This is a genomic window from Pyrobaculum islandicum DSM 4184, assembly GCF_000015205.1.
In the GTDB taxonomy this organism is placed as follows: domain Archaea; phylum Thermoproteota; class Thermoprotei; order Thermoproteales; family Thermoproteaceae; genus Pyrobaculum; species Pyrobaculum islandicum.
Map to the genome: position 1 here is coordinate 1,640,814 of NC_008701.1, position 23,648 is coordinate 1,664,461.

25 protein-coding genes and 1 pseudogene are annotated in these 23,648 nt (G+C 48.3%); 17 read left to right on the top strand and 9 right to left on the bottom strand.

All coding sequences use genetic code 11. The features are described 5' to 3' along the window. Positions 1-8 precede the first annotated feature (8 nt). Positions 9-1,436, bottom strand: coding sequence for a homocitrate synthase (gene lysS / locus PISL_RS09280; RefSeq protein WP_011763532.1), 1,428 nt, complete (start codon positions 1,434-1,436; stop codon positions 9-11). Positions 1,437-1,506: 70 nt separating this feature from the next. On the opposite strand from lysS, the gene PISL_RS09285 reads away from it, so the two are divergent. Together PISL_RS09285 and PISL_RS09290 are read left to right on the top strand one after the other, a co-directional pair. Next, a complete protein-coding gene (locus PISL_RS09285) occupies positions 1,507-3,285 on the top strand; it encodes a phosphoadenosine phosphosulfate reductase domain-containing protein (RefSeq protein ID WP_011763533.1) in 1,779 nt (592 codons plus the stop codon). Continuing rightward, positions 3,285-3,584: a zinc metalloprotease gene (locus PISL_RS09290; RefSeq protein WP_011763534.1), complete on the top strand. Its 300-nt coding sequence runs from the start codon at positions 3,285-3,287 to the stop codon at positions 3,582-3,584. The genes PISL_RS09285 and PISL_RS09290 overlap by 1 nt, the downstream gene beginning before the upstream one ends. A gap of 92 nt (positions 3,585-3,676) precedes the next feature. On the opposite strand, the gene PISL_RS09295 is transcribed toward PISL_RS09290, so the two are convergent. From PISL_RS09295 to PISL_RS09305, 3 genes are all read right to left on the bottom strand, one after another. Then, positions 3,677-5,734: a glutamate synthase-related protein gene (locus tag PISL_RS09295; protein ID WP_011763535.1), complete on the bottom strand. Its 2,058-nt coding sequence runs from the start codon at positions 5,732-5,734 to the stop codon at positions 3,677-3,679. A 28-nt stretch (positions 5,735-5,762) separates the two neighbouring features. Further along, the gene (locus PISL_RS09300; protein ID WP_011763536.1) at positions 5,763-7,469 is read right to left on the bottom strand and encodes a GltB/FmdC/FwdC-like GXGXG domain-containing protein; all 1,707 of its coding nucleotides are present in this window, start codon (positions 7,467-7,469) and stop codon (positions 5,763-5,765) included. Between the two features lie 157 nt (positions 7,470-7,626). After that, the gene (locus tag PISL_RS09305) at positions 7,627-8,112 is read right to left on the bottom strand and encodes a 3-isopropylmalate dehydratase small subunit (RefSeq protein ID WP_011763537.1); all 486 of its coding nucleotides are present in this window, start codon (positions 8,110-8,112) and stop codon (positions 7,627-7,629) included. Between the two features lie 24 nt (positions 8,113-8,136). On the opposite strand from PISL_RS09305, the gene PISL_RS09310 reads away from it, so the two are divergent. From PISL_RS09310 to PISL_RS09320, 3 genes are read left to right on the top strand one after another with little or no spacing between them, the layout of a single operon-like run. Further along, positions 8,137-9,357 carry a homocitrate synthase family protein gene (locus PISL_RS09310; RefSeq protein ID WP_011763538.1) on the top strand — a complete coding sequence of 407 codons (1,221 nt, stop codon included), beginning with the start codon at positions 8,137-8,139 and terminating at the stop codon, positions 9,355-9,357. Continuing rightward, on the top strand, positions 9,347-10,324 hold the full coding sequence (locus PISL_RS09315; RefSeq protein WP_011763539.1) for an isocitrate/isopropylmalate dehydrogenase family protein: 978 nt from the start codon (positions 9,347-9,349) through the stop codon (positions 10,322-10,324). The genes PISL_RS09310 and PISL_RS09315 overlap by 11 nt, the downstream gene beginning before the upstream one ends. 33 nt (positions 10,325-10,357) lie before the next feature. Next, positions 10,358-11,623, top strand: a complete 1,266-nt coding sequence (locus PISL_RS09320) for a Glu/Leu/Phe/Val family dehydrogenase (protein ID WP_011763540.1) — start codon at positions 10,358-10,360, stop codon at positions 11,621-11,623. On the opposite strand, the gene PISL_RS09325 is transcribed toward PISL_RS09320, so the two are convergent. Further along, positions 11,620-11,826, bottom strand: a complete 207-nt coding sequence (locus PISL_RS09325) for a hypothetical protein (RefSeq protein ID WP_011763541.1) — start codon at positions 11,824-11,826, stop codon at positions 11,620-11,622. The genes PISL_RS09320 and PISL_RS09325 overlap by 4 nt on opposite strands. A 530-nt stretch (positions 11,827-12,356) precedes the next feature. On the opposite strand from PISL_RS09325, the pseudogene PISL_RS09330 reads away from it, so the two are divergent. Next, positions 12,357-12,644 (top strand): annotated as a pseudogene (locus PISL_RS09330) (zinc ribbon domain-containing protein); the annotation flags it as partial. A 381-nt stretch (positions 12,645-13,025) separates the two neighbouring features. On the opposite strand, the gene PISL_RS09335 reads toward PISL_RS09330, so the two are convergent. Continuing rightward, entirely contained in the window at positions 13,026-13,409 is a 384-nt protein-coding gene (locus tag PISL_RS09335; RefSeq protein WP_011763542.1) for a putative metallopeptidase, read from the bottom strand. Between the two features lie 67 nt (positions 13,410-13,476). Here PISL_RS09335 and PISL_RS09340 point away from each other — a divergent pair, with 67 nt between their 5' ends. From PISL_RS09340 to PISL_RS09360, 5 genes are read left to right on the top strand one after another with little or no spacing between them, the layout of a single operon-like run. Then, positions 13,477-14,166: an amino acid ABC transporter permease gene (locus PISL_RS09340; protein ID WP_011763543.1), complete on the top strand. Its 690-nt coding sequence runs from the start codon at positions 13,477-13,479 to the stop codon at positions 14,164-14,166. A gap of 3 nt (positions 14,167-14,169) precedes the next feature. Next, entirely contained in the window at positions 14,170-14,901 is a 732-nt protein-coding gene (locus tag PISL_RS09345; protein ID WP_011763544.1) for an amino acid ABC transporter ATP-binding protein, read from the top strand. Beyond that, the gene (locus tag PISL_RS09350) at positions 14,898-16,766 is read left to right on the top strand and encodes a molybdopterin-dependent oxidoreductase (protein ID WP_011763545.1); all 1,869 of its coding nucleotides are present in this window, start codon (positions 14,898-14,900) and stop codon (positions 16,764-16,766) included. Before PISL_RS09345 ends, PISL_RS09350 begins: the two co-directional genes overlap by 4 nt. Positions 16,767-16,787: 21 nt before the next feature. After that, positions 16,788-17,492, top strand: a complete 705-nt coding sequence (locus PISL_RS09355; protein WP_011763546.1) for a TatD family hydrolase — start codon at positions 16,788-16,790, stop codon at positions 17,490-17,492. Continuing rightward, positions 17,480-18,319 (top strand): metallophosphoesterase, encoded by an 840-nt coding sequence (locus PISL_RS09360; RefSeq protein ID WP_011763547.1) that lies wholly within the window; start codon positions 17,480-17,482, stop codon positions 18,317-18,319. The genes PISL_RS09355 and PISL_RS09360 overlap by 13 nt, the downstream gene beginning before the upstream one ends. Before the next feature lie 45 nt (positions 18,320-18,364). Here the strand turns inward: PISL_RS09360 and dcd are convergent, their stop codons facing one another. Further along, on the bottom strand, positions 18,365-18,895 hold the full coding sequence (dcd, locus tag PISL_RS09365) for a dCTP deaminase (protein WP_011763548.1): 531 nt from the start codon (positions 18,893-18,895) through the stop codon (positions 18,365-18,367). An 80-nt stretch (positions 18,896-18,975) separates the two neighbouring features. Between dcd and PISL_RS09370 the strand changes: the two genes are divergently transcribed. After that, positions 18,976-19,464: a hypothetical protein gene (locus PISL_RS09370; protein WP_011763549.1), complete on the top strand. Its 489-nt coding sequence runs from the start codon at positions 18,976-18,978 to the stop codon at positions 19,462-19,464. Here PISL_RS09370 and PISL_RS09375 read toward each other — a convergent pair. Next, a complete protein-coding gene (locus PISL_RS09375) occupies positions 19,461-19,733 on the bottom strand; it encodes a MoaD/ThiS family protein (RefSeq protein WP_011763550.1) in 273 nt (90 codons plus the stop codon). The genes PISL_RS09370 and PISL_RS09375 overlap by 4 nt on opposite strands. Positions 19,734-19,767: 34 nt before the next feature. Here PISL_RS09375 and PISL_RS09380 point away from each other — a divergent pair, with 34 nt between their 5' ends. The 5 genes from PISL_RS09380 to PISL_RS09400 all read left to right on the top strand — a co-directional run bounded on the left by PISL_RS09380 (position 19,768) and on the right by PISL_RS09400 (position 22,928). After that, entirely contained in the window at positions 19,768-20,223 is a 456-nt protein-coding gene (locus tag PISL_RS09380; RefSeq protein ID WP_011763551.1) for an MGMT family protein, read from the top strand. 15 nt (positions 20,224-20,238) lie between these two features. After that, positions 20,239-20,466, top strand: coding sequence for a ferredoxin (locus PISL_RS09385; protein ID WP_011763552.1), 228 nt, complete (start codon positions 20,239-20,241; stop codon positions 20,464-20,466). Positions 20,467-20,468: 2 nt separating this feature from the next. Next, positions 20,469-21,095, top strand: coding sequence for an HAD family hydrolase (locus tag PISL_RS09390; RefSeq protein ID WP_011763553.1), 627 nt, complete (start codon positions 20,469-20,471; stop codon positions 21,093-21,095). 250 nt (positions 21,096-21,345) lie between these two features. Continuing rightward, entirely contained in the window at positions 21,346-22,239 is an 894-nt protein-coding gene (locus PISL_RS09395) for a phosphate signaling complex PhoU family protein (RefSeq protein WP_011763554.1), read from the top strand. Beyond that, positions 22,236-22,928 carry a DUF1614 domain-containing protein gene (locus tag PISL_RS09400; RefSeq protein WP_011763555.1) on the top strand — a complete coding sequence of 231 codons (693 nt, stop codon included), beginning with the start codon at positions 22,236-22,238 and terminating at the stop codon, positions 22,926-22,928. Before PISL_RS09395 ends, PISL_RS09400 begins: the two co-directional genes overlap by 4 nt. 233 nt (positions 22,929-23,161) lie before the next feature. On the opposite strand, the gene ribC is transcribed toward PISL_RS09400, so the two are convergent. Further along, entirely contained in the window at positions 23,162-23,620 is a 459-nt protein-coding gene (ribC, locus tag PISL_RS09405; RefSeq protein WP_011763556.1) for a riboflavin synthase, read from the bottom strand. Between the last annotated feature and the right edge of the window lie 28 nt (positions 23,621-23,648).

The window sequence follows — 23,648 nt, forward strand, 5'->3', positions numbered from 1 at the left end:
ATATATAGCTATTTGCTATTTATGGGGAGTTCTTTCAAAACGATATTTGTTAAAGTAGATACAACGCCCTTGATCTCTCTTATGTTTTCAATAATCTGGTTTAGCTCCTCTACATTTTCTGCAACAACTTTTACAACTATATCATAATCTCCTGTAACTTCGGCTACAGACGCGACGTTTTTTATCGCTGCCACTCTACGTGCTACAGATGTCGTATAGACGTTATTAGCAACTTTTAGCCAGACATATGCCTCAATGTGTCTATTTACTCTAGCTCTATAAGCCATGTTAGTTATTTTCTCAAGAATTTCTAATAAGTCGTCATCTCTAAGTCTTCTCACGTTCATCTGCTTGACCTCTTCCACGACTTTATCTAACACCTCTGGAGGTACCGAAATTCCCATGCGTTCAAGTCTATATTGTATCGCCTTCCTCCCGCTATATTTATCTAGAGAAAAGTCGCGAGTTCTGCCAACGACTTCAGGCGGTATAGGCTCGTAGGTCTCGGGATTTGCGATTACGCCAGCTTGATGGACGCCGGCTTTATGTGTAAATACGTTTTCGCCGACTATGGGGAAGGTGGGCATAATAGTAATGCCGCTTGCCGCCTCTACCATAGCGGTGATCTCTGGCAATTTCTCAAGTTTTACAAGCCTTACGCCCTTGTGGTAATAGTAGGCGGCGACAAAAACTTGAAGAGGCGTAATGCCGGCTCTCTCTCCGAGGCCGTTTACAGTGGTGTGTACTACGTCTGCCCCGCCTTCAACTGCCGCAAGGCTGTTGGCAACAGCCATGCCAAAGTCGTTATGGGCGTGGATATCTAGCCCTATCTCAGGCACTGCGGCTTTTATTTTTGTAAAAACCTCTCTGGCGCGGTCCGGCGTAAAGACCCCCACTGTGTCTGCAATACTCACTCTATCTGCCCCAGCCTCGTAGGCAGTTTTAACTACTTGTATCAGATAGTTCAAGTCAGCTCTTGAGGCGTCTTCTGCAGTGAATCTGACAGAGACGCCGTGTGATTTGGCGAGAGACACCATATCTGCAATTATTTGGAGAGCCTCTTCTCGCGTCTTTCTATGTTTATACTTCAGATGTATATCGCTTACTCCATAGAACACCGCTATGCGGTCTGGCTCTAGAGACGCAGCTGTTTCAATATCTTGTTTTACAGCTCTGCTATGGACAACAATTTCGCTATTTATCTCGCCGACTTTTTTGAGTTCTATGATTTTTTTAATTGCAGATTTTATATCAGGGGCCACGTTGGGATCGCCGACTTCTATCATGCCGATGCCGATATCAGACAGCGCCTTTGCAATTCTAATACGCCACTCCTCAGAGAACACAACGCCGGGGGTTTGTTCGCCCTCTCTAAGTGTCGAGTCTAGAATTATCGGATGCCTTCTTTCCCCGAATGCATAGACAGGGAAATACACCTATTTATAAGCCTTTTCACATATTTACTGTATATACAAAAACCTTATTACTCCAGCTCCATACGGTGTTGTGTTATATTGGTGCCAAGATTTAAACTTGCCTGTTTTAGATCTTAAGAAAGCGACGGGAAAATGCGGCGAATTTATCGAGGTAAGGCTGACGCAGCCGGCGGATCCTCGGCCGGCTTTTCTCTCAGATATCTTAACTACAAGAGAGGCTATAGTAAACGAATTTAGTGATGCAAAACTTGCCGAAGTCTTAGTTCCATTAAATGAGGTGGTGTTGCTAAATAAAATACCCGGCTATGCGGATCAAGCGGATGAAGTTGTGGTAAGAGGGCGTTTAATAGGCCATAGGTTTTATGATATATTAGAGCGCCGGTGGAGATTTAGGCCGCTGTATGAAGCTGTGGCAACAATGATAAAAGAGAGGCTTGGCCATTGGGCGATTGTAGATATGTCTGAGCTTCCAGAAGGCTACGACATACATCAAGATAAAATTACAGAGGGGGTTCTGCCTGAGGAAAAATATAGACATGTGGCTCTATCGACAAAAGATGGGAAGATACATGGAGTTGCCAAGTTGTTTCGCGGTCGCCGGCTACACGTGGTGAAGTCGTGGAGAGCTAAACCGCCGCTTCCGCCTGGTAAGCCCTCTAGTTTAAAAGACGCGGCGGAGTTCAACCGGGAGCATATAGAGGAGTTGACAAAAGAGGCAGTTAAATTCATAAGAGAGATTGCGGAGAGGTACAAAAAGCCGGTTGTAGTCTCTTACTCGGGGGGAAAGGATAGTTTAGTTGTGTTAGATCTTGTTGTAAAAAGCGGGGTAAAGTTTTACGTGTTTTTTAACGACACCGGGCTTGAGCCGCCTGAGACTTATGAAAATATCAAGAAAATACAGGAGTATTATGGCGTTGAGATAATTATAGGATCAGCTGGGGATAGGTTTTGGAGGGCGATAAAGGCCTTTGGGCCGCCTGCCAGAGACTACAGGTGGTGTTGTAAAGTGATAAAGCTAGGCCCCACCACCGAGGCTCTCAAAAGCCGGTTTCCTCAGGGCTATATAAGCGTTGTGGGGCAGAGAGGCGCTGAGTCTTTCCAAAGGGCTAAACTACCAAGGGTGTCTCAGAGCAAGTGGGTGGCGGGCGCTATAGTGGCGGCGCCGTTACAAAACTGGACTGCGCTAGAGGTCTGGCTGTATATATTCTTATACGGCCTGCCCTACAACTCGGCATATGAACGCGGTTTTGACCGACTTGGCTGTGTCGTATGTCCAGCTAATGAGCTTGCGGAACTTGTCCTTGTGGCAAAGAGCTATCCCGAGATTTATGAAAAAATGGAGGAGGAGTTACGTAGGTTTTTCTCAGAGGAGGATATAAGATTTGGGTTGTGGAGGTGGCGTGGCAAAATACCCGGCGATATGGCTAGATATATTAAGAAAGAAAAGGGCGTGGAACTACCTGTAGATGTAAGAAGAGAGGGCAGAGATATTCTCATAAAAATAAACGTAGAGCCTAACGTCGAAATTTTCAAACAGTTTTCTAAAATGTTGGGAGAGGTAAAAGACGGCCAGATAGTGACAAAGAGCGGAGTTGTAAAGGTTGAGGGTAAAGACGGCATTTGGAGGATATCGACAGAAGACGGAAAATTAGCGCTAGACGTAGCCGCGCTACTCGTACGTTCTGCAATATGTGGAGACTGCAACCTATGTGTATATTGGTGTCCCACCGGCGCGCTTAAGAAAGTGGAGAACAGATTTGAAGTAGATGAGAAAAAGTGTATGAGATGTCTCCTCTGCAATTCTGTATGTCCAGCAGCCCAATATTTAGTATATAGAAATAGTGAGTAATGCCAAAGCCAAAGCTCTATGTATATGCCCCGTCGTATATAGAGCAGGTAGAGGTGCCGGAATTTGACGTCGTTTGGAAAATCGCAGAGATAGACTTAGAACAGTTTCTCGACTATAAAAGAGGGCAGTGTAGAGCAGATGTAGCAGTGAAAAAGTCGGCTCCAATAGGCGAAAAACCTGCGGTATTTATCCTAGCTCCCCTATTTTTCACCGGCCTTCCCCGGGCGCGGGGGCCCGGCCGTGCCCACCAAGGCGTCTGGCGGAGGCGAGCCCCGAGCTCCCCCGGGGAAGGCCGGTGAAAAATAGGGGAGCTTCACAACCTGTTTTTCCTCCGTCTTGGCGACTATCTCACTTTTAAGGTTGTGAAGTCTGCAGAAGGAGACTTTATAAACTATCTCCCCGCTATTTCAACTCCTAGGCGTTCTGCAATTTTGCCGTCTAGAGATCTCAATAGGTCTCTATTGCCGACAAGCGTGTGGAAGTAGTTTGTCACGCCGTTTGCGCCCATTAATAGCCTCAGTTCTTTAGTAAGTGCTGTTATGACATTTTCATACCTTTTCATCCTTTCTCTCAAATCCATGTTTTTCACCCTCTGGTATACATACTCAAAAATGCCGAGGGGACATACGAGATCTGCGCCGAGCGCAGCTAGTTTGTAAATATCTCCGCCGTTGTAAAGTCTACCCACGGCGACTATGTAAGTTTTATTTCTTACACCTGTCTTTCTCAGCTGTAAATCTAGGCGCGACACAGCCTCTTCAAGTAGTCCCCTGCCTTTTGTTTCGTCGACTATAACCACTCCCTCCCTAATGTCTACCGTCTCATCTGGAGCTATGATTTTAGCTCCGTCGTTTATACACTTGAAATTGTGACAATTGTTGCCATATATCGGCGCGCCTAGGGCGTATCCAGCATATACGGCTGCCTCATCTAATGCGGGAACTACGACAGGCGTGTAATACTTCTCGCCGTTGATCCATATATCTACCTCAAGCTCCTCTCTATAGGGATCTACCGAGGGATGTGTCACCTGTGCTGCCTCAATACGGAGGAGATCTAGAGGTCTCCTGGCAGGAGTTGTATACCCCGGCACGACGCCTCCCATACCAATTATCGGCGGCCGCCCCTCTTCATAATATTCCCTATGTACAAAAACTCTGACCGCCGGGTCTATCCACGCGACGTTTCCAGGCGTTACGAGCGACAAGCCTAGAGTTTCAGCTACTTTTTCATCTACGTAATAAACCTCTAGCAAATCTCTCCTACCTACTAACTCTCTTAAGCTGGACATCCCCAGCGCGTATAAAACAGCCTTGAGACCCTTCCCCAACGCCAGTAGGTAGTTTTTCAAAAGCCGCACCCCCCACTCTATGTCGAGCTCCCTCCCCGAGCCTATCATATTTGTTAAAGCTGTTGGACAACCGCCTGTGTGGCACGAGTGACACATGATACAGCCCATGGCCATTAAGGCGGCGGTGCCCATGTTTGCCATATCTGCGCCCATTGCGATTATTTTCGCCAGGTCCATGGGGCTATATAACATGCCGCCGGCGATCATTATCAATTTGTCGCGTGTCCCATCTTTTCTAAGCCACATATCTACAACTGGCACGGCATAGTCAATAGGTATGCCTAAATGATCCCGAGCTACAACAGGCGTAGCCCCCGTCCCAGCGCCAGCCCCATCTATAATAATGCCTTCTGCTGTCGATCTGCCAACACCAACGGCAACAAAATGTATTTTATTAACGGCGGCTACTTTCACAAGAACAGGTTTTCCAGTGAGATCTCTAAGTGCTTTAACCCTCTGGGCTAGATCCTCTATAGAGTATATATCGTGATGCGGCGCGGGAGAAAGCGCCTCGCTCCCCACTGGTATCTTCCTAAGCTGGGCTATGATATCAACTACCTTCTTCCCAGGTAGATGGCCGCCGATGCCCGGCTTAGCGCCCTGGCCTATCTTGATATTTACCGCCAACCCCGCCCTCAGAAGCGTCATATCCATGCCGAAGCGCGCTGAGGCCCACTGGACCACGATATTGCGATATTTAGCGATCTCCGGATGGAGGCCCCCCTCTCCAATTCCGGCCACTGCGCCTACCTCAGTGACTGCCTTTGCGATTGCTATGTTCGGGTTTCCACTCAATGCCCCAAAGGACATGTCGCCGATGTAGACAGGAATCTTGAGGCGGGTGCCGAAGAAGTCGATACCTATATCTACGTCGAGTTTATCTGCCTTTGCCAAAGCTTCTTTAAGGTCTGAAATTCTGAGATCTTTAAAGACGGCTTTGTCGAGAATTCTGCCGACTTTCAATGGCGTGATTCCATCTACCGCCGGCTCGCCTGTTTCAGCCATCTTCCTAATCATTCTAATTTTCTCCTCTCCCCAAAACTCTGGCACCAGATGTTTTACAGGCTCTATATATGTCCGCACTACTATATGTTGCACTTGGGAAATCTATTTTCTGAATATAAATTTACTCCCTCTGGAACTCGGCCACCCTGATAACGGTGAATACGTCTCTCTCGATTTTCACATCTTCGTTAAACAAGGCGTTAAACCGCTGGACGTAAGGCCTTAGGTAGTTTAACTCCTCCTCGGTAAGTTCTCTAACCTCGACATGGTGGTAAAGAGAGAATATCTTGCGCACATGCGGATCTTCCATCGCCTTTTTGACGTCTACGTCGAGTCCCGCGGCCTTTAGAGCTCTAATATAGCGGTCAAGTCTCTCGTGGTCTACCCCACCTCCGATCTTGCTCTTGTCAACCTCGCCTCTTATATAGATGGTTCCGCCGACCATTCCCGCCCCTATCCGCCGCCCGACCTCCTCTTGCCAAGTATGGCGGAGGACAAGTATCACGCCGCCGCCCATATATTCGCCGAGGTAATCCCCGGCGGATCCCCCGATGACTAACACGCCACCTCTATGCTGGATCCCTGCTCTATTGTTGGCGTTGCCGTATATGTAGATCTCGCCTCCCCGTTTCGCTTGTCCTACTGCGTCACCGACGCTTCCATACACGGCGATTAACCCGCCGTTCATGGCGTCGCCTAGATCCTCCTGGGCATCTCCATATATGTAGAACTCTCCGCCACTCATGACGTTAGCCGAGGCGTTGCCTACTATCCCCCACGCCCGCAGAACTCCTCCCTCCATGCCGTTGCCAATATATCTATGTCCCATGACGTTGATAACGTTGACATAGCCCTTTTCTTTCAACTGTCTCCTTACTTCTCGAGCTAGTTCAATAGTGCCGTATGTCGACGCGTCTATTACCTCAGGCGGCGGAAGGGGGATCTCGGGATAAATCGACCGTTTTGTGAATTTCCCCCAAATTTCTCCTCCAGAGACAAGTATATACTCGCCGCCTCTTAGCGCCCAGATATCTACGCCGTTTTTAGCCACCGCCTTTATTGCAGCCGCTTCGCTGGCGACGTACAGTCTATCTTTTGCAAAACCGGCATAGAGGGGACGGAAGTGTTGTGTATCTACAAAAGCGCCAAAGACAGGCCTTGGCCCCCCTACTATAAAGACCACAGCGTATGGTCCGTCAAGTCTGGCGCCTCTTACTTCTTTGCCGTACATAAGCTCTTCTACTGCCTTTTCTACACCGTATTTTTTCGAAAGTTCCCAGAGGAGATAGGCGATGGCTTCACTGTCGTTGCCGGTAAAATCTCTATAGCCGAACTCATACCTCAATAGATTTATATTTGAGCCGTAGGAGCTGAGGTCGCCGTTGTGAACTATTGCCACGTCGCCTGCTGAAAATGGGTGGCTATAGTACGGGAAGCCTCCTGGACTGTTAGTGGGGTATCTAGTATGTCCAAGCCAAGCGATAGACTTCTTTTTGTCTACTCTATACATCTCGACAAGAGCCTCTGGCCATCCGATTACCTTATATACGTCGAGCCAAGCGCTCTTCATATATACAACGCCGTTTATATCGCCATCGCCGTATTTTACAACATCGTATAAGCCGCCGGGGAGTTTATATACTTCTACTGCATCTGCCGGGGGACTTGTGGTAAAAAACTTAGTCTTTACCCAGCGCGAGGGGTTGTAGAGGGCAACGCCGGCGCCATGTTGCGTCCCCCGCTCTCTCATTACAGCAAGCGCCTTTATCACCGTATCACCTTGTATATATTCTCCATCTAGGCTATATACCCCAAAGATGCCACACATTAGATGTCTGCGATACTATGGGTTAAAAACATTTCCAAAAATATATGTAAAGTAGAACTAGATAGACGTTAGTACTAGATTATAGCCGCATTAAATTTTTGACATAACAATCATAGAGTGCATTTTCAAAAAGAAAATTTTAAAAATTATAATTATTTTATCTAAGCGATTTTAAATAGTTAGTTAATCCGCCCGCTTTTAAAATAGCAAGAGGAAGCCCTCTTATAGGTTTACCCTCAATTTTTTCTCCCGTTGCTAAATTTATACAATATCCATTTTCTATATCTACCTCAAGCTCCTCCCCCTCTTTTACCTTTTTAGTAATCTCTGGCACTTGTAACACTGGCAGTCCAATATTGATGGCGTTTCTAAAAAATATACGTGCAAAACTTTCGGCTACTACCGCCAACACCCCGGCGCCTTTTAATGCAATTGCCGCCTGCTCTCTAGAAGAGCCCATGCCGAAGGCGCGTCCGGCGACGAGAATAGCCCCCTTTGCCTTTTTTGGAAACTCGGGGTCTATGGGTTCCATTGCGTGTTGACCTAGAATGTTCGGGTCTGTATAGACTAGGTATTTGGCAGGTATTATGACATCTGTATCTATCTTATCGCCGTAGACTATCGCCCTACCTCTGATCTTCATGTAGGACTAAGTTAATACATATATATGCATTATCACGACGGGCGGTTATATATAATACACAAAGCTTATATAGGTGTAGATTTTAGAGCTTATGGCTTCGGGGCTCGTGTAATTAAAATCTTTGATACTACTCTGCGCGATGGTGAACAAATGCCTGGCGTCGCTCTGTCTAATGAAGAAAAATTACAGATCGCCCTAGCTCTAGACGAAGCTGGCGTAGATATGATAGAGGCCGGGTTTGCGGCTGTGTCAAAAGACGAGCAGATAGCCATTAGGCAGATCGCAAAAGAGGTCTATAGAGCCGATGTTGTTAGCTTAGCTAGAATGTCGAAATCTGACGTAGATGCGGCAGTATCAGCTGATGTAGATATGGTACATGTATTTATAGCGACATCAGATATACATTTAAAATATAAACTTGGCATATCAAGAGAGGAGGCTCTACGTAGAGTAGAGGAGGTTGTATCTTATGCAAAATCATATGGTGTGAAAGTTTTATTCAGCGCTGAGGATGCCACTAGAAGCGACCTAGAGTTTTTAGCTAGAGTATATAAGACAGCTATTGAAGCAGGCGCAGACGAGATAAACGTCCCAGATACAGTTGGCATAATGACGCCAAGCCGTATGGCATATTTAATACGTTTCCTCAGGGAGAGACTTCCCCCGGTGCCTATGCATATACATTGTCACGACGACTTTGGCATGGCTGTTGCAAATACAATTACGGCGATAGAAAACGGTGCTGACGTAGCTCAAGTCGTTGTTAATAACTTTGGCGAAAGAGCCGGTAATGCGGCTTTAGAAGAGGTCGTGGCGGCGTTACATTTTCTACTTGGCATGAGGACAAATGTAAAACTGGAAAAGCTCTACGAGCTTTCTCAGCTAGTTTCAAAACTATTTGGCGTGCCAGTGCCTCCAAACAAAGCTGTTGTTGGGGAAAACGCCTTTAGCCACGAGGCGGGTATACATGTACACGGCGTGTTAAACAACCCGTTTACATACGAGCCGATGAGACCCGAAGACGTTGGAAACAAGAGGAGGATTGTTTTAGGTAAACACTCTGGGAGACATGCAGTTGAGTGGGCATTGAAAAACATGGGGATTAACCCAAGTGAAGACTTAGTGGAGTACGTCCTCAACACAGTAAAGGAGCTTGCAGTTAAAAAGGTGAAAATTGACGAGAGTATACTTAAAGAAATTGTCACTACTTATATAACTGCAAAATCCAGGAGATATGCCATATAAGGTACTGGTAATTCCAGGCGATGGGATAGGCCCGGAGGTTGTAGAAGCCGCGCTTCATGTAATTAATGCAGCGGCGGCTAAATACGGGGTAGATCTAGAGATAAAAATCGCCGAGGCCGGAGACGTAGCGTTGAGGAAATACGGCGTTGCGATGCCTCCCGAAACGTTAAAACTAGCCGATTCAGCCGACGTGATTTTTAAAGGGCCAATTGGGGAGTCTGCCTACGATGTCACATCGCTTATTAGGATGAGGTATGTTCTCTACGCCAACATAAGGCCTGTGAAAAACCTCCCTGGAGTCCCTGTAGTAAAGGAGATCGACTGTGTCTTTGTTCGAGAAAACGTAGAGGACGTATACGTAGGCGCAGAGTATAAAATAGGCGACGTCGCCATAGCTCTGAAGGTAATTACTGGCGTGGGCACTAGACGTGTGGCTAGAGTCGCCAGGCGCTATGCAGAGATGAGAAAACGTAAAGTTACTATTGTCCACAAGGCAAATGTGTTGAGAGTCGTAGATGGATTCTTTAGAGATGTAGCTCTGGAGGAACTGAGAGGGCTTGAGGTAGACCAGATGTATGTTGATGCGGCGGCCATGGAGTTGGTAAGAAACCCCCTCCGCTTCGATGTAGTATTAACTACAAATCAATATGGCGACATTCTGACAGATCTTGCGGCACAAGTTGCCGGAGGCATCGGCCTGGCGCCAAGCGGCAATATTGGGGATACAAAAGCTATGTTTGAACCTGTCCACGGCGCCGCTTTTGATATAGCTGGCAAAGGTATAGCAAATCCGATAGCTACAATACTCTCTGCCGCTATGATGTTTGAATGGATTGGTAGGGGAGACGTGGCACAAGCCATAAGGAGGGCAGTTGAGATAAGCCTAGAGAAAAATATCAAGACGCCAGACATAGGCGGGAGAAATACGACAATTGAAGTTGGGAAGTTTATTGCGTCAGCTATATAGAAATATTTATATATACAAGCTTTTTATATTCACATGGAGAGGACAGGGTTTTTAGAGTATGTGCTTAACTATGTAAAAAAAGGCGTAGAATTAGGCGGATTTCCCGAAGATTTCTATAAAATCTTGTCTAGGCCTAGGCGTGTTTTGATTGTTAATATTCCTGTGAGGTTGGATGGTGGTGGTTTTGAGGTGTTTGAGGGTTATCGTGTGCAGCATTGTGATGTTCTCGGCCCGTATAAGGGTGGGGTTCGTTTTCATCCTGAGGTTACTCTTGCCGACGACGTCGCCTTGGCTATTTTAATGACGTTGAAAAATAGCCTAGCTGGCTTGCCGTATGGCGGCGCTAAAGGCGCAGTACGTGTAGACCCTAAGAAACTCTCGCAGAGAGAACTTGAAGAGCTCTCTAGAGGATATGCCAGAGCCATAGCCCCCCTCATAGGCGACGTAGTCGACATCCCAGCGCCTGACGTTGGGACAAACGCCCAAATCATGGCGTGGATGGTAGACGAATATTCAAAAATAAAGGGCTACAACGTGCCCGGGGTATTCACCTCAAAACCACCAGAGCTATGGGGAAACCCAGTGAGAGAATACGCCACAGGCTTTGGAGTAGCAGTAGCGACAAGAGAAATGGCAAAAAAACTATGGGGCGGAATAGAAGGAAAAACAGTAGCGATACAGGGTATGGGTAATGTGGGGAGGTGGACAGCGTATTGGCTAGAAAAAATGGGCGCTAAGGTGATAGCTGTGTCTGATATAAATGGCGTAGCTTATAGAAAGGAGGGACTTAATGTTGAATTGATACAAAAAAACAAGGGACTTACAGGGCCTGCTCTCGTAGAACTGTTTACGACAAAAGACAATGCCGAATTTGTTAAAAACCCAGATGCCATATTTAAACTAGACGTCGACATTTTCGTCCCCGCCGCTATTGAGAATGTCATTAGGGGTGATAATGCTGGGCTTGTGAAGGCTAGGCTTGTTGTTGAGGGTGCTAATGGCCCTACTACTCCTGAGGCTGAGAGGATTTTGTATGAGAGGGGGGTTGTCGTAGTTCCTGATATCCTCGCCAACGCCGGCGGCGTGATTATGTCGTATTTAGAGTGGGTGGAGAATCTCCAGTGGTATATCTGGGACGAGGAGGAGACTAGAAAGAGACTTGAAAACATAATGGTAAACAACGTCGAGAGAGTATACAAGAGATGGCAGAGAGAAAAAGGATGGACAATGAGAGACGCAGCAATAGTAACCGCATTAGAAAGAATATACAACGCCATGAAAATAAGAGGGTGGATCTAATCTACTGTAGGCGCAATTAACTCAACTAACTCTTTTGGACACTCCTTCTCCAATATCTCTCTCGCCTTTTCACCAACTTTTTGAGTTACCAACCCCACCTTGTATAGTCTATATATTTGATATACAGTCCTACACTTCAGCGCCAACTCTGGTGAGAATTTCTCTGCCGCAACTTTTAGACGTTGGTCGGCCAAGTAATACATATATTATTACGGTGTCTAACTTAATAAGTTGTATGTTCATGACCACACTCCACGCCCTGAGAGGTGGAGTTTCTACTGTGGGGGTCTTTGGTATTGTCTCTCGTCGGAGTTAATGGACGAGTATTGTAGCGGTTTGTCCTGTTTCTCCAGCTCGTTTATCATCTCCACAGCGTCGCCTAGGGGGACAACGCATTATGCGGTTTTTCTTCTCTGCCATCTTGGCTCCACAACGGGGGCAGATTGTTGAATACAGTTGTCGTCGGCAAAGACGGCACGTTTGCCGACGCCGTCCTCAGCAAATATCTGTGGACGGCGAAAAGTAGACACAGACTAAACAACCCCCCTTTTTCCTCTCCTCCCAACCCTTGCTTTTCTCCTTTTGACCTCTTCTGTCACATGTGCCTAAAGAAGGCGATATACGCGGCGGTGGGCTCGCCGACGCGTTGACTACAGCGGCTCTCTAGGGGCCTTGTTGAAGTAAATCCGCTACAGACGCGCCTTGGTCTGCCGTGTGAGCCAATGTCATCGTAGCCGCCGTCGTGCTTGCCGCGATGGAGGACGACACATACCGAGAGCTCAAGGAGAGGAACGGAGAGAAGAAACACCTCCTAGACGGTCTCGGCCAACTACGAAGGAGACTGATGGAGTTGGCATTGTGGTACGGCCTGCCGTATGTGGAGGAGCGGCTGTATTCAACCGTCTGCCCCCGTTGTGGAGCCAAGATGGCGGAGGAGAGGGGTCGCTTCATGCGCTGTCCCGCCTGCGGCTTCGGGGCACATAGAGACAACGTGCCCGTGATTTGGGCAGAGAAGAAGTATTGAGAACTGATAGAAAAGGCAAAACAACCCGCTTCTTCCGCACCGGCAACCACCCCACTTAACCTCGTAACTCTCTCTATTTCATGAACGGCGTCTGGCCTCAGGGCAGCAGACGGGGGCGCGAAGATGGCGAAACAAAAACGGCTTGTGGCTGGCCCCCGTATGACCCGCCCCCTCGCCCCGGCGCACTCGAGGCGGGCCCCTGAGCCCCCGAAGAGGGGCCGAGAGAAAGATAGGGGGACGTGCCCCTCCGTGGGTCATCTGAATTTTAGTTGGCCAACCCGGCCGTATGGAACATAACGTTTAAGCCCCTGTTCTTCACTACTTTGTTCTGGAAGATGTCCGCCCCGCCCTAAAGGACGAGACTTATTCTCTTTCGCATCAAGCTTTCCCTCTCTGGAGAGAGGGGAAGTCGGAGCATTTAAATAAGGCGGAATAAGTTTTGTAATCTCTCCAAAAGGCAGTGTTGTGCGGCCTTGTCGTGCCGTTACCTGTAGATGGGATATGTGCAAGCTCGTGGGCAATCGCTCTGACCTTCTCTCTACATGTCAAAGTGGTAAAGGCTGGCAGAAGCTCTATAACGTAAGCCGGCTCCAGCCCATATGCAATTTGAAAAATTTTGCCAAGTCCCCATATCCTTGCGACTGCCTTAGATCTTGAACTTGAGTTATACACAACGGCGATTTTAGCCTTGAGTAAATGGCCGAGTCTGTATTTTTCTACAACATTTCTAATGTCGGTCTCTATATCGACTATGCGGTACATGTGTAAAAATACTCTCGGTTTAATAAATCGTTTTTAAAGTTTATTAGTAGGGGAGAAGCCGCCCGATATGGCTTTAGAACACTATATAGAGGCCCTAGCCTATGTGGTGGGGGGTGTGCCCACTACGCTTTCTCTGGCGTTGCTCTCTTTTGTCATAGGGCTCGTCCTCGGCTCTATACTCCTTCTTATTAGATTCTTCTTGCCCAAGCCTCTTCCATGGCTTGCATCAGCTTACGTCGAGGCGTTTAGAGGTACGCCGCTTCTCGTTCAAATTTTCATTATATATTTCGGCGTGGGAGGTTATCTAAAAGACTACGGCATAAATATAGACCCCTTTACAGCCGGCGTAATTGCCCTCGGCTTAAATAGCGCGGCGTATCAAGCCGAGATCTTCCGCTCGGCTGTTCAAGCCATACCGCTGGAGCAGTATCTAACTGCAGAGGCATACGCGTTTACAAAAACTCAGACTTTCCGCTATATTATACTCCCCCAGGCGCTTAGGATAGCAATTCCAGCGCTTATGAACGAGCTTGTGTTGTTGATTAAAGATTCTTCTCTTGTAGCTGTCATTGGCGTTACGCCGCCAGATATATTTAGAAGAGCTGATTACTACGCCGCCTCTAAATTTGCTTATTTCGAGGCTTATTTAGCCGCTGCAACGATATATTTCATAATTTGTTACACTATGGTGAAGATAAGTCATTATATCGAGCGTAAGTATGCAATACCTGGGTATTTAAGAAGAGGCATAATATAGGCTATGGCTGTTGTGTCTGTTAGAAATCTCCACGTGGCTTATGGAACACTTGAGGTTGTGAAAGGGGTGGATCTCGACGTGGCCCAGGGGGAGAAGGTTGTAATTATGGGCCCCTCAGGCTCTGGAAAATCGACATTCCTAAGATCACTCATTTGGTTAGTTAAGCCGAGACAGGGCCGCATATTAATAGACGGGGTTGAAGTAAGGCAAGAGACACTTAGAGAAGTGCGGAAGAGAGTTGGCTTTGTTTTTCAACACTACAACTTATTTCCACATCTCAAGGTGGTAGACAATATAGTACTTCCTCTCGTCAAAGTCCATAAATTGCCGTATAAAGAGGCTGTGGCAAGAGCTAGAGAGGCGCTTAGCCTAGTTGGCCTAGAGGATAAGGCCAACGCCTACCCGTTGCAACTCTCTGGAGGCCAACAACAGAGAGTGGCTATCGCTAGAGCTCTAGCAAAAAACCCAAAGGTGCTTATGCTCGACGAGCCTACCTCTGCCCTTGATCCGGAGTTAGTCGAGGAGGTTCTACAAGTGTTAGAGGACATAGCGCGTCGCGGCACGACCATGTTGATAGTGACTCATGAGGTAGACTTTGCACTAGATGTAGCAGATAGAGTGGTCTTTTTCGAAGGCGGGAAGATAGTAGAGGAGGGGCCTGTAGAGATACTCTACAACCCCAGGACAGAGCGCTTTCGCCAATTTCTTAGGAGATTACATAAACGCGTGACGTGATTGCTTGTACTCGTGATTGTTTCGATACTTGCATCTTTAGGCCAGTCTATAGAGGGGGAAAACTAGAGAAGTTAGTTCCAATTGACGAATTTCCAACTCTCGGCTTTACTTGTGCCAGAGGCGTAGCCGACGTAAAAAGATTGAGCTCGCCGAAGAGGATAAAAAGGCCGGTGTTGAGAGGAGAGCGGCAACAGATCGAGGTGAGTTGGAGCCGGGCCCTGGAAGAGTTGGCGTTGAGGATTAGGGAGACGCATCCAGAGGAGGTTCTCCATATCGACTACGATGGCAATCAAGGGCTCTTGACGTGGTATTATCCAGCTCGCCTCTTTAACGCGTTGGGCGCCGCCTCGACAGACTACTCAATATGTAGCGCAGAGGGGAGCGAGGCGATAAAGCTCCACTGGGGGAGGTCCTACGGCGCGATGCCAGAAGAGTTGGGGAGAAGGCCCGTGGTGTTTTGGGCCCTCGACGCGGCGACCTCCTTTATACACGGGTGGGCTCTCGCGAAGAGGGCTAGAAACGCCACGGCGGCTGTAGACGTCGTATGGACAGCGACAATGAAAAACGTAGATCTGCCTGTCTTGGTTAAACCTGGGACAGACGTGGTTCTAGCGCTTGGAATCGCTAGAGAGATCATATTGCGTGGGGAATACGACAGAGACTTCGTCGATAGGTACACCTATGGATTTGACAAGTTTGTAAAATACGTAGAGACTTACACTCCCGAGTATGTTGAAGCGGAGACCGGCGTTAGGCGCGAAACTCTCTTCCGTCTAGTCGAGTTCTACCTCAGGAGGCCGGTGACCGTAATAGGGTTTGCCATCGGGAGGACGGAAAACGGAGGCGAGGCGGCACGGGCTATATCCCTAATACACGCGTTACTGGGAGACCCAGCGGGTTTCTACTACTCAAACTCGGGGGCTTGGGGGATAGACTTCGCCTATCTGAGAGGGCTCCACATGGCTAAGCCAGGCCGAGTGGTAAACATGGGTCTCTTGGGCAGTTGGATCGACGACTTTGACATCATCTATGTCTGGAACGCAAACCCCGTCCTCACCCTGCCACAGGGTAATAGGCTGGCGGAGGCAGCCGCCAGAGGCGACGTATTTCTCGCGGTTCACACGCCTTTTATAGACGAGACAGCTGAGGCGGCGCACTTAGTTCTGCCGGCTCCCACCTACCTGGAGAAAGACGACGTGGTATACAGCTACTGGCACAACTATCTCGTCTATAACACAGCGGTGGCAGAGCCGCCGGGGGAGGCCCGACGCGAGACGTGGGTAGTGGCGAAGCTCGCCGAGCTTCTGGGCCTAGCGGAGCACCCGTTGATGCGGGAAGACCCCTGGGAGGCAGTTGATAAAGCCATAAGGGGGGCCGGCGTTACGTTAAAGGAGCTAAAGGAGCGGGGTTATGTAAAGCTGAGGGCGCCTGACTACTACAATTTCTCCACAGCTACAGGCAAGGTGGAGTTCTATAGCGTTACGGCGGAGAGACGCGGTCTATCGCCATTGCCACAATATAAGAAGCCCCAAGACGCTTTAGTGCTCACCTTCCCGCCGAACCCGCTTTACACAAACAGCCAGTTCCGCGACATATACGGCGAGCCGCCGCCCCGCGTATATATGAACCCCAGGGACTACGTCGGAGATTGCGTCGTGCTTTACAATGAACAGGGAGAGGTCGTCCTAGAGGCCTCGCCAGATCCCAGCGTGCCGCCCGGCGTCGTCGTCTACAGAGGCATAGGGAAAGACCTCAGAGGAGTTCCGATAAACGCCGTTGCCAGAGGCGAGCCCGGGCTCTACGGGGGGACGCCGAAGCTCTACACGACGTATGTCAATGTGAGACCGTGCGAAAGGAGTAATTAAATACCAAACGTACTGTACCACGTGTTTGACAACCACGTACACTGTCACGAGTTTCCGAGAGAGGAGCTGGAGAAATACACCAAGGAGTGGACCTTAGTCTGTGTCTCAGACGACTTAGCCACTTCGAGGAGGACTGTGGAGCTGGAGGGAGCCGTGCGTTGCGTGGGGATACACCCCTGGCAGGTAGATAAGGCCGAGCCAGGGGATCTAGAGGCCGTAGTCCGTCTTGCCGAAAAGGCGGAGGTGCCCTGCGTAGGCGAGGTGGGGCTAGACAGGAGGTTTGTCCCCCAGACGTTTAACAAACAGCGCGAGTTCTTCAGAGCCTTCCTAAGGCTGGCCAGGGAGCTCGACCTCGTGGTCAACGTCCACGCGCCGGATGCTTGGGCCGACGTGGTGGAGGAGCTTAGGAGAGCCGACGTCGATAGGGCGTTGATACACTGGTACACAGGCCCCCTCGACCTACTGGAGACGATTAAAGACCTGGGCTACTACATCTCCATAAACCCAGCCGTGGTGATCCAGAAGAAGCACCAGGAGGCGGCAAAGGCGGCCGACAGACGGATTGTGTTGCTCGAAAGCGACGGGCCGTATGAGTACCGGGGGATGAGGCTGGCGCCCCCGCTGATAAACAAGACCGTGGAGAAGCTGGCAGAGCTCTGGGAGTTGCCTAGGGATCAAGTGGTGGAGACCGTGGAGTCAAATGCCAAAAGGCTATGGCGTCTGTAGAGGCCCTGGTCGACCTTCTGGCGAAGGTCAGAGAGAAGACGCGGAGTCTTGTGGTTGAGGTGGAAGGCCGCTTCACAGCCGTGGGCGATATCCACGGTGACTACAAAACCCTTAGCCAGATCTTCGACGAGTGGGAAAGTCCCTACCTCTTTTTGGGAGACTACGTAGACAGGGGAGACATGGGGCTAGAGGTTGTCGTCGAGGTGTTTAAGCTATATCTAGAGGGCAAGGCGGTCGTTCTCCGCGGCAATCACGAGTCGCCAATTATGAACATCGACGGCGGCTTTCTAGACGAGTTGTGCGAAAAAATCGGCAGTAAATGCGGCGCAGTCTATAAGGAGTTTAAGAAAACATTTGCCGCCCTTCCTCTTGTCGCTGTGATAAACAAAAGGGTGATGGCGTTTCATGGCGGGATTCCCCTAAGAGACGACATGACTCCTGTATCTCTAGAAGAGGTGAGAAAAATCAACGGCGACCTCATAACGCCAACAGATCCAATAGCTTTTCAAATCCTTTGGAATGACCCATGTCTTTGCGAGACATACGCGCCTAGTCCGCGAGGCCCCGGCGCCTGGCTTTTTGGCAGAAAAATTACCAACGAATTTTGCGTAAAACACGACGTGGTAGCGCTTATCCGAGGTCACACCTTTGTGCCCACCGGCTGTGCAACACACCACGGCGGCGCTATAATAACTATATTTACATCTACAGCAGGTCCCTATCGTAAGACAAGGCCAAAAATTGCAATAGTAGGCGAAAAGGTGGAGGTTTACGACATGGCTACAAAAGACCCCGCCAAGTGCCCAGAGGATCCCGATGTGTTTTAAATATATTCCACAAGGCGGACTCTCGTTATAAAGAGCGCCAAGCCTTTAACACTCTCCCCTAAGTCCCTTAGGCGGTGTGACGCCCCGCTGTCCCTGGTAGGTGCCGGAGTAGAGGGCGCGGCCCTCCGCCTTGACGAGTATCAAGTGGAGGAACCTCATCCCCCTCTTCAGCACTATGGTGTTCGGCGACTCGTTTACCACCTCGATGGTGATATTGCCCTCAAAGCCTGCGTCTACTACGGTGGGCGGTATGACTAAGCCGTACCGCGCGAGAGTAGAGCGCAAGTTGGCGAGACCCACTACGTCGTCGGGCATTTTGACATACTCCTCTGTCGTCAAGAGGACGAAATTCCGCGGCGGGATCACCACCTCGTCTGCCTTGACTATGCGGAAGAGGTGTCTAGCGTTTTCAAGTTCACACGGCTTAACTACGGCGCCCTCGTAGGCGTAGATGGCGTACTCCCCCCCTATTCTTAAGTCGAGGCCGTTTTCTCGTACTGTATCTGGGGCGAGGGGATCTACCTTAAGTCTGCCTGTAGAAATCAGTTTTTTTAACTCGTCGTTTGCCAGTATCATAAGTAAAACTGGGCGTTTTAAAATCCGTAAACGTCTAAAACAGAACAATACTCTTATATTTTAGCAACCATATTGTACAGATGGATTTAGGACAACTATTGGGATCTATATCGCAGTATATGAAACACCCGGTAGTGGGCGGCTGGATCTGGTTCATGATAATAGCCTTTGCCCTGGCCTTCATAGCCTCAATACCGCCAAGACGCCCCTTGGGGAGCTGGCTGGGCGACTTCTTCATAAAGTGGGGTCTTGCCGGCATATTCGTGTGGTTTGTAGTCAACGGCCTCTGGGCCATAAGAGAGGTGATGGGGCAGAGGCTTATACTCCCCTTCACGCCGCTTGAGGCTTACTTAGAATACGCCACGGTGTGGAGCGCCGTGTTAACCGGGATGGCTACATTCCTATTTTTCGGCTCTACTCTACTCCTTAGGGCTATATTTACAAAAGATGAATTGCCTAAAGGCGTTGTTTACTATAGACAAGAGGTTTTGATTGCAGATCAAAACGCAGTACCTTCACAGACCGAGAAAATACCTGTCGTCGCTGTAGACAATAGGAAGAAGAATTAGCCAGGGTGTATATAGGCTAGGATAAGCACAACATCTTCTTTTCCCACCGGAGTCGAAAGACCGGAGAGAAGTCTAATATCAACGTCGTTTATAGCTATATATATATCGGCCCTCGGCCACCCATCTGGACCCACAACTCTTTCGTATAGCTTCTGAGAAACTGAGGCAAGACCCCTCAATATGTCTCTCACTGTTGCCCCATCTATCTCTAGTTCTGTCTTTCCCCCAGCTAGCGCTACTAAAACACCCGCGAGCTTCACCTTAGCCACAAGAGACAATTAATTTTAGCAATTTATCTTGTACGTGCTTTGTGTTCAATACGGCCCTGTCGTCGTTGGTTGGGATGGCGAAAAAACTCATGTCAATCCGTCTGATTGCAATAAATGGGTTGGTCTAAGAGAGCTTGTGGATAAAATCCCGCTTGAGGAAATAGACAAAAGACTACTGCCTTTATTAAGCATCCCGAGGGGCTATGTCACAACGTATAAATTATATGCAGAGGCCATAGGCACAAGCCCGCGTCACGTTGGATGGCTAATGGCGACAAACCCGCTCCCTGTTATTCTCCCCTGTCATAGAGTGGTGAAGAGCGATATGTCGCTCGGCGGCTATACCGCCGGCGTAGACATTAAGCGAGCTCTCCTTGTATATGAAGGCGCTTTATGTGGCGGAAGGCCCTGTAGAGTTGTAAAACCCAAGCCTATCTCCACTATACGCGAGGCCGTTCTACAGAGTCTAGGCCTAACAGATAAATATTGAGTCTGGAAGTCTAGCATGCCTGTTAGAGTAAAGATAGACAGAAGTAGATGTGTTGTTGCGCACTTCTGCCTATTCTACGCCCCCACGGTGTTTATCCCTAGCGAAGGCGGAAAACCTGCCATTGCGCCAGAATATGCAGTAAACGGTTTTGAAGAGGGCGTTGTGCCTGACTGGCTATATGAACAAGTCAAGGAGGCAGAGCGGCACTGCCCCTCGCGAGCTATACGTGTGTATAAAGAGTGACGATGACATACCGCGCGGTTATTTTTGACGTCGATGGCGTGATTACGCCGTTTCGCTCTGCTTGGCAGAGACTACACGCAATCTTAGGCACAGACGCCGAGTTAAATAGAGCTCTCTATAAGCTAGGTGTTATAGATTATTATGAATGGGCGTTATATGATACATTACTTTGGCATGGGGCGCCCAAACGTTTAATAGAGGCGCGTTTTCAGACGAGGAGAGGGCTAGATGCCTTATGTCAAGTTTTAAAAGAGGCAGGCGTTTATTCAATAGCGCTTTCAGCAGGACTTGGCTATACAAGACAGCTTTCTCGCTGCTTCCATTTTTACGTAGTAAACGAATTGATATATAGAGACGGCGCTGTAAATACCGTCGCCGTCTCCGTCAGCGATAGAAACAAAGACGTAATTGCTGAACGAATCTTGGAAATCCTAGATGTAGAATGGTCTGAGGTTATAGCTGTTGGAGACGGCGAGGCCGACCTCTCTATATTGAAAAAAGCCGGCTATCCAATAGCCTTTAATCCCACTAGTGAAGAAGTCGCCAGAGCGGCAAAAGCAGTGATTAGAGCAGACTCTCTACATCCCCTTGCCAAGTATTTAAAAGCGCTACTTAGGCAAAAACTGTGACGTGGTTCTCTCAGCCGCCTTGTGACGCCGACTTCCCCGGGGGCTCGGGGCTGGGCGTTTACGTTTCTGAGAAATCGCCCTAAGACAGAAAACGGCAAATTATTATCCACCTTGCTCTAAAAACTTGAAAGGTTCTATTAGTTTTTAAGTCACTCTTCTAGACATGAAGGTGATGAACTCACCGATGTTGATCTATGATATGGCCGTCCCAGTCTGAAAATACCTTTAATACCATTAACTTGGGTATACTGTGGAACTTCGGAAAATTATTAGAGTTGGGGAGAGGTCTTATGGAGTAACACTGCCAAAGGAGTGGGTGGAGTCACAAGGGCTTGGAGTAGGCTCGCCGTTGCGAATGTTTATAGATAGAGATAAAATAACTATACTACCAGGCGGCGAAGTTACAACTGTTAGAAGGGTAAGAATTAAGGGGGACGACGTTGAGAAACTCATTAGAGACATAATTGCGTATTATATAGAGGGTGCCGACGAGCTAGAGGTAGAGACTAAAGACATATCGGCTATAGTTACAAAAATAGAGGGGAAGCTCCCCGGCGTAGTGCTCATGGAGGTTGGGGGCTTGTTAAAACTTAGGATTGTAACTAGAGAGGATATAAACATCGACGAGGCTGTACGTAGTATGTACACAACAGTAGACGCAATGTTCTCTCTCTATACACAAATGCTATCTCAGGGAGTGCGTAATCTAGCGGAAGAAATCTTACGTCTCGATGACCAACTAGACAGGCTATATTTCTTCTCTCTGAGAACTGTAAAGAGAAATATCGTACATAAGCCTGAGCACTACGTCGATTATATAATTACGATAAAAAACCTAGAGCATGTAGGAGATGCAATAGACCGCGCTACTAACTACTATTTACAAAACGACATTATATGTGTAGAAGACGTATTAAAAATCTTTAAAAAAGTACACCGCTTTCTCCAAGACGCCTTTGAAGCATTTTATAATAACAACGCAGAGAAAGCCCTAGCCGTATTAATACAACGTGCGGACTTAGCAAGAGAGACTCTACAAGTTATATGTCCACAAGCAACTGCAATTATGCACGAGGCTGCGTCTATAGTGGCTTTTGCTGCAGATATAGCCGAGGCGGCGTATTCAAAAGCCGTGAGACAATGAGGATCGTTATCGCGTTGCCGTTTTACGGCGTCTTTGGCATTTTCTACGCCGGCCTCGCCGTGTTACTAATGCCTTTTTTCACGGCGTCCTTTACGGAGATTTTGACGGCGGCGGGGATGCATTCTATCGCCGCAGTTCTAATAGCCACGTCGGTTACTTTTCTCAGCCTAGCCACAAGTCCTATAAACGTGGTGGTGTATACACTATCTAGGAGGAGGTATATCCCGGTCGTTGACTATGTTGTTGTATTTGGCATGCCAATACCTATGCCACGTATTGCACTACAAGAGGAGAAGTCGTATATCGCTGTAAATGTGGGAGGCGCAGTTATACCTCTAGCCGTCGCGACGTATTTACTCGCTAAATACCACAGCCCCGCGCTCCTACTTTCGATTATGTTAGCCTCTGCGTTAATATATGCTGTAAGTCGCGTTGTGCCTAACGTCGGCGTAGTAACGCCGGCATTTGCCCCGCCTATAATTGCGGCGTTGTCTGCGCTGTTGGCAGGGGGAGGGCCTGTGGCTACGTATATAACGGCTGTTTATGGCACAATAGTTGGCGCAGATCTTCTAAACATAAAAAAAGTATTGAGTCACAGACCCCCCTTTATGTCGATTGGAGGAGCTGGGGTTTTCGACGGCATATATCTAAGTGGGGTGGTGTCAACTCTATTATCAAAACTAGTCTAGAAAAGAGGCGGAACTACGGCAACAGCGGGAGGCGTGGGGGCGTTTTTGTTGCCGTAGCCGCCCTATTTTAGAATTTACCTACACTTTAAATAGATTTCTCTAGAAATATGAAAAGTATAAAACTGACATATTATTGTATATATATGTATATTGTATATTAAGTGTCAGTGCGGCATCCCATTTACTAATAAGTAGGAATTCTATATGTGTTATATAGGTAGAAATTGATAAAATTATAGAATTTCGCCGGCGTGTGGATATCCTTGTCTTAAGCCTTTGCCAGCGTATTTCTCAAGTCCCTCTGTCAATAGCTGGGCTAGATTCCACGCGTGTTTTCTCGCCCTATCTATAGCTATCTCTTTTAGTTTTTTCTCGTCGCCGCCGCCCTCTTCTTCATGTACAGTGACGTCTAATACAAGGGCGCCTGTGGCTATCTGAAGTTGGATAAGTCCAATAGATGTGGCTAAGTAGCTATATTTATCCACCTGCGTGGGGCCGACCCAACCTAGTACAATAACTGCATCGCATCCATCCTTTATGAGACGCAAGGCGCCCCACACGGTGTTTTTTATCCCAGGTACAGTAATTCTTTTTACAACGGCGTGTGGAAGCAGATTTTTTAACTCCTCCACGGCGACGCTTCCCATATCTACTCTTGCAAAGGTGGTATCTACAACGCCTATGCAACTCACGCCTATGCCAAAACAGAAATATATAGCT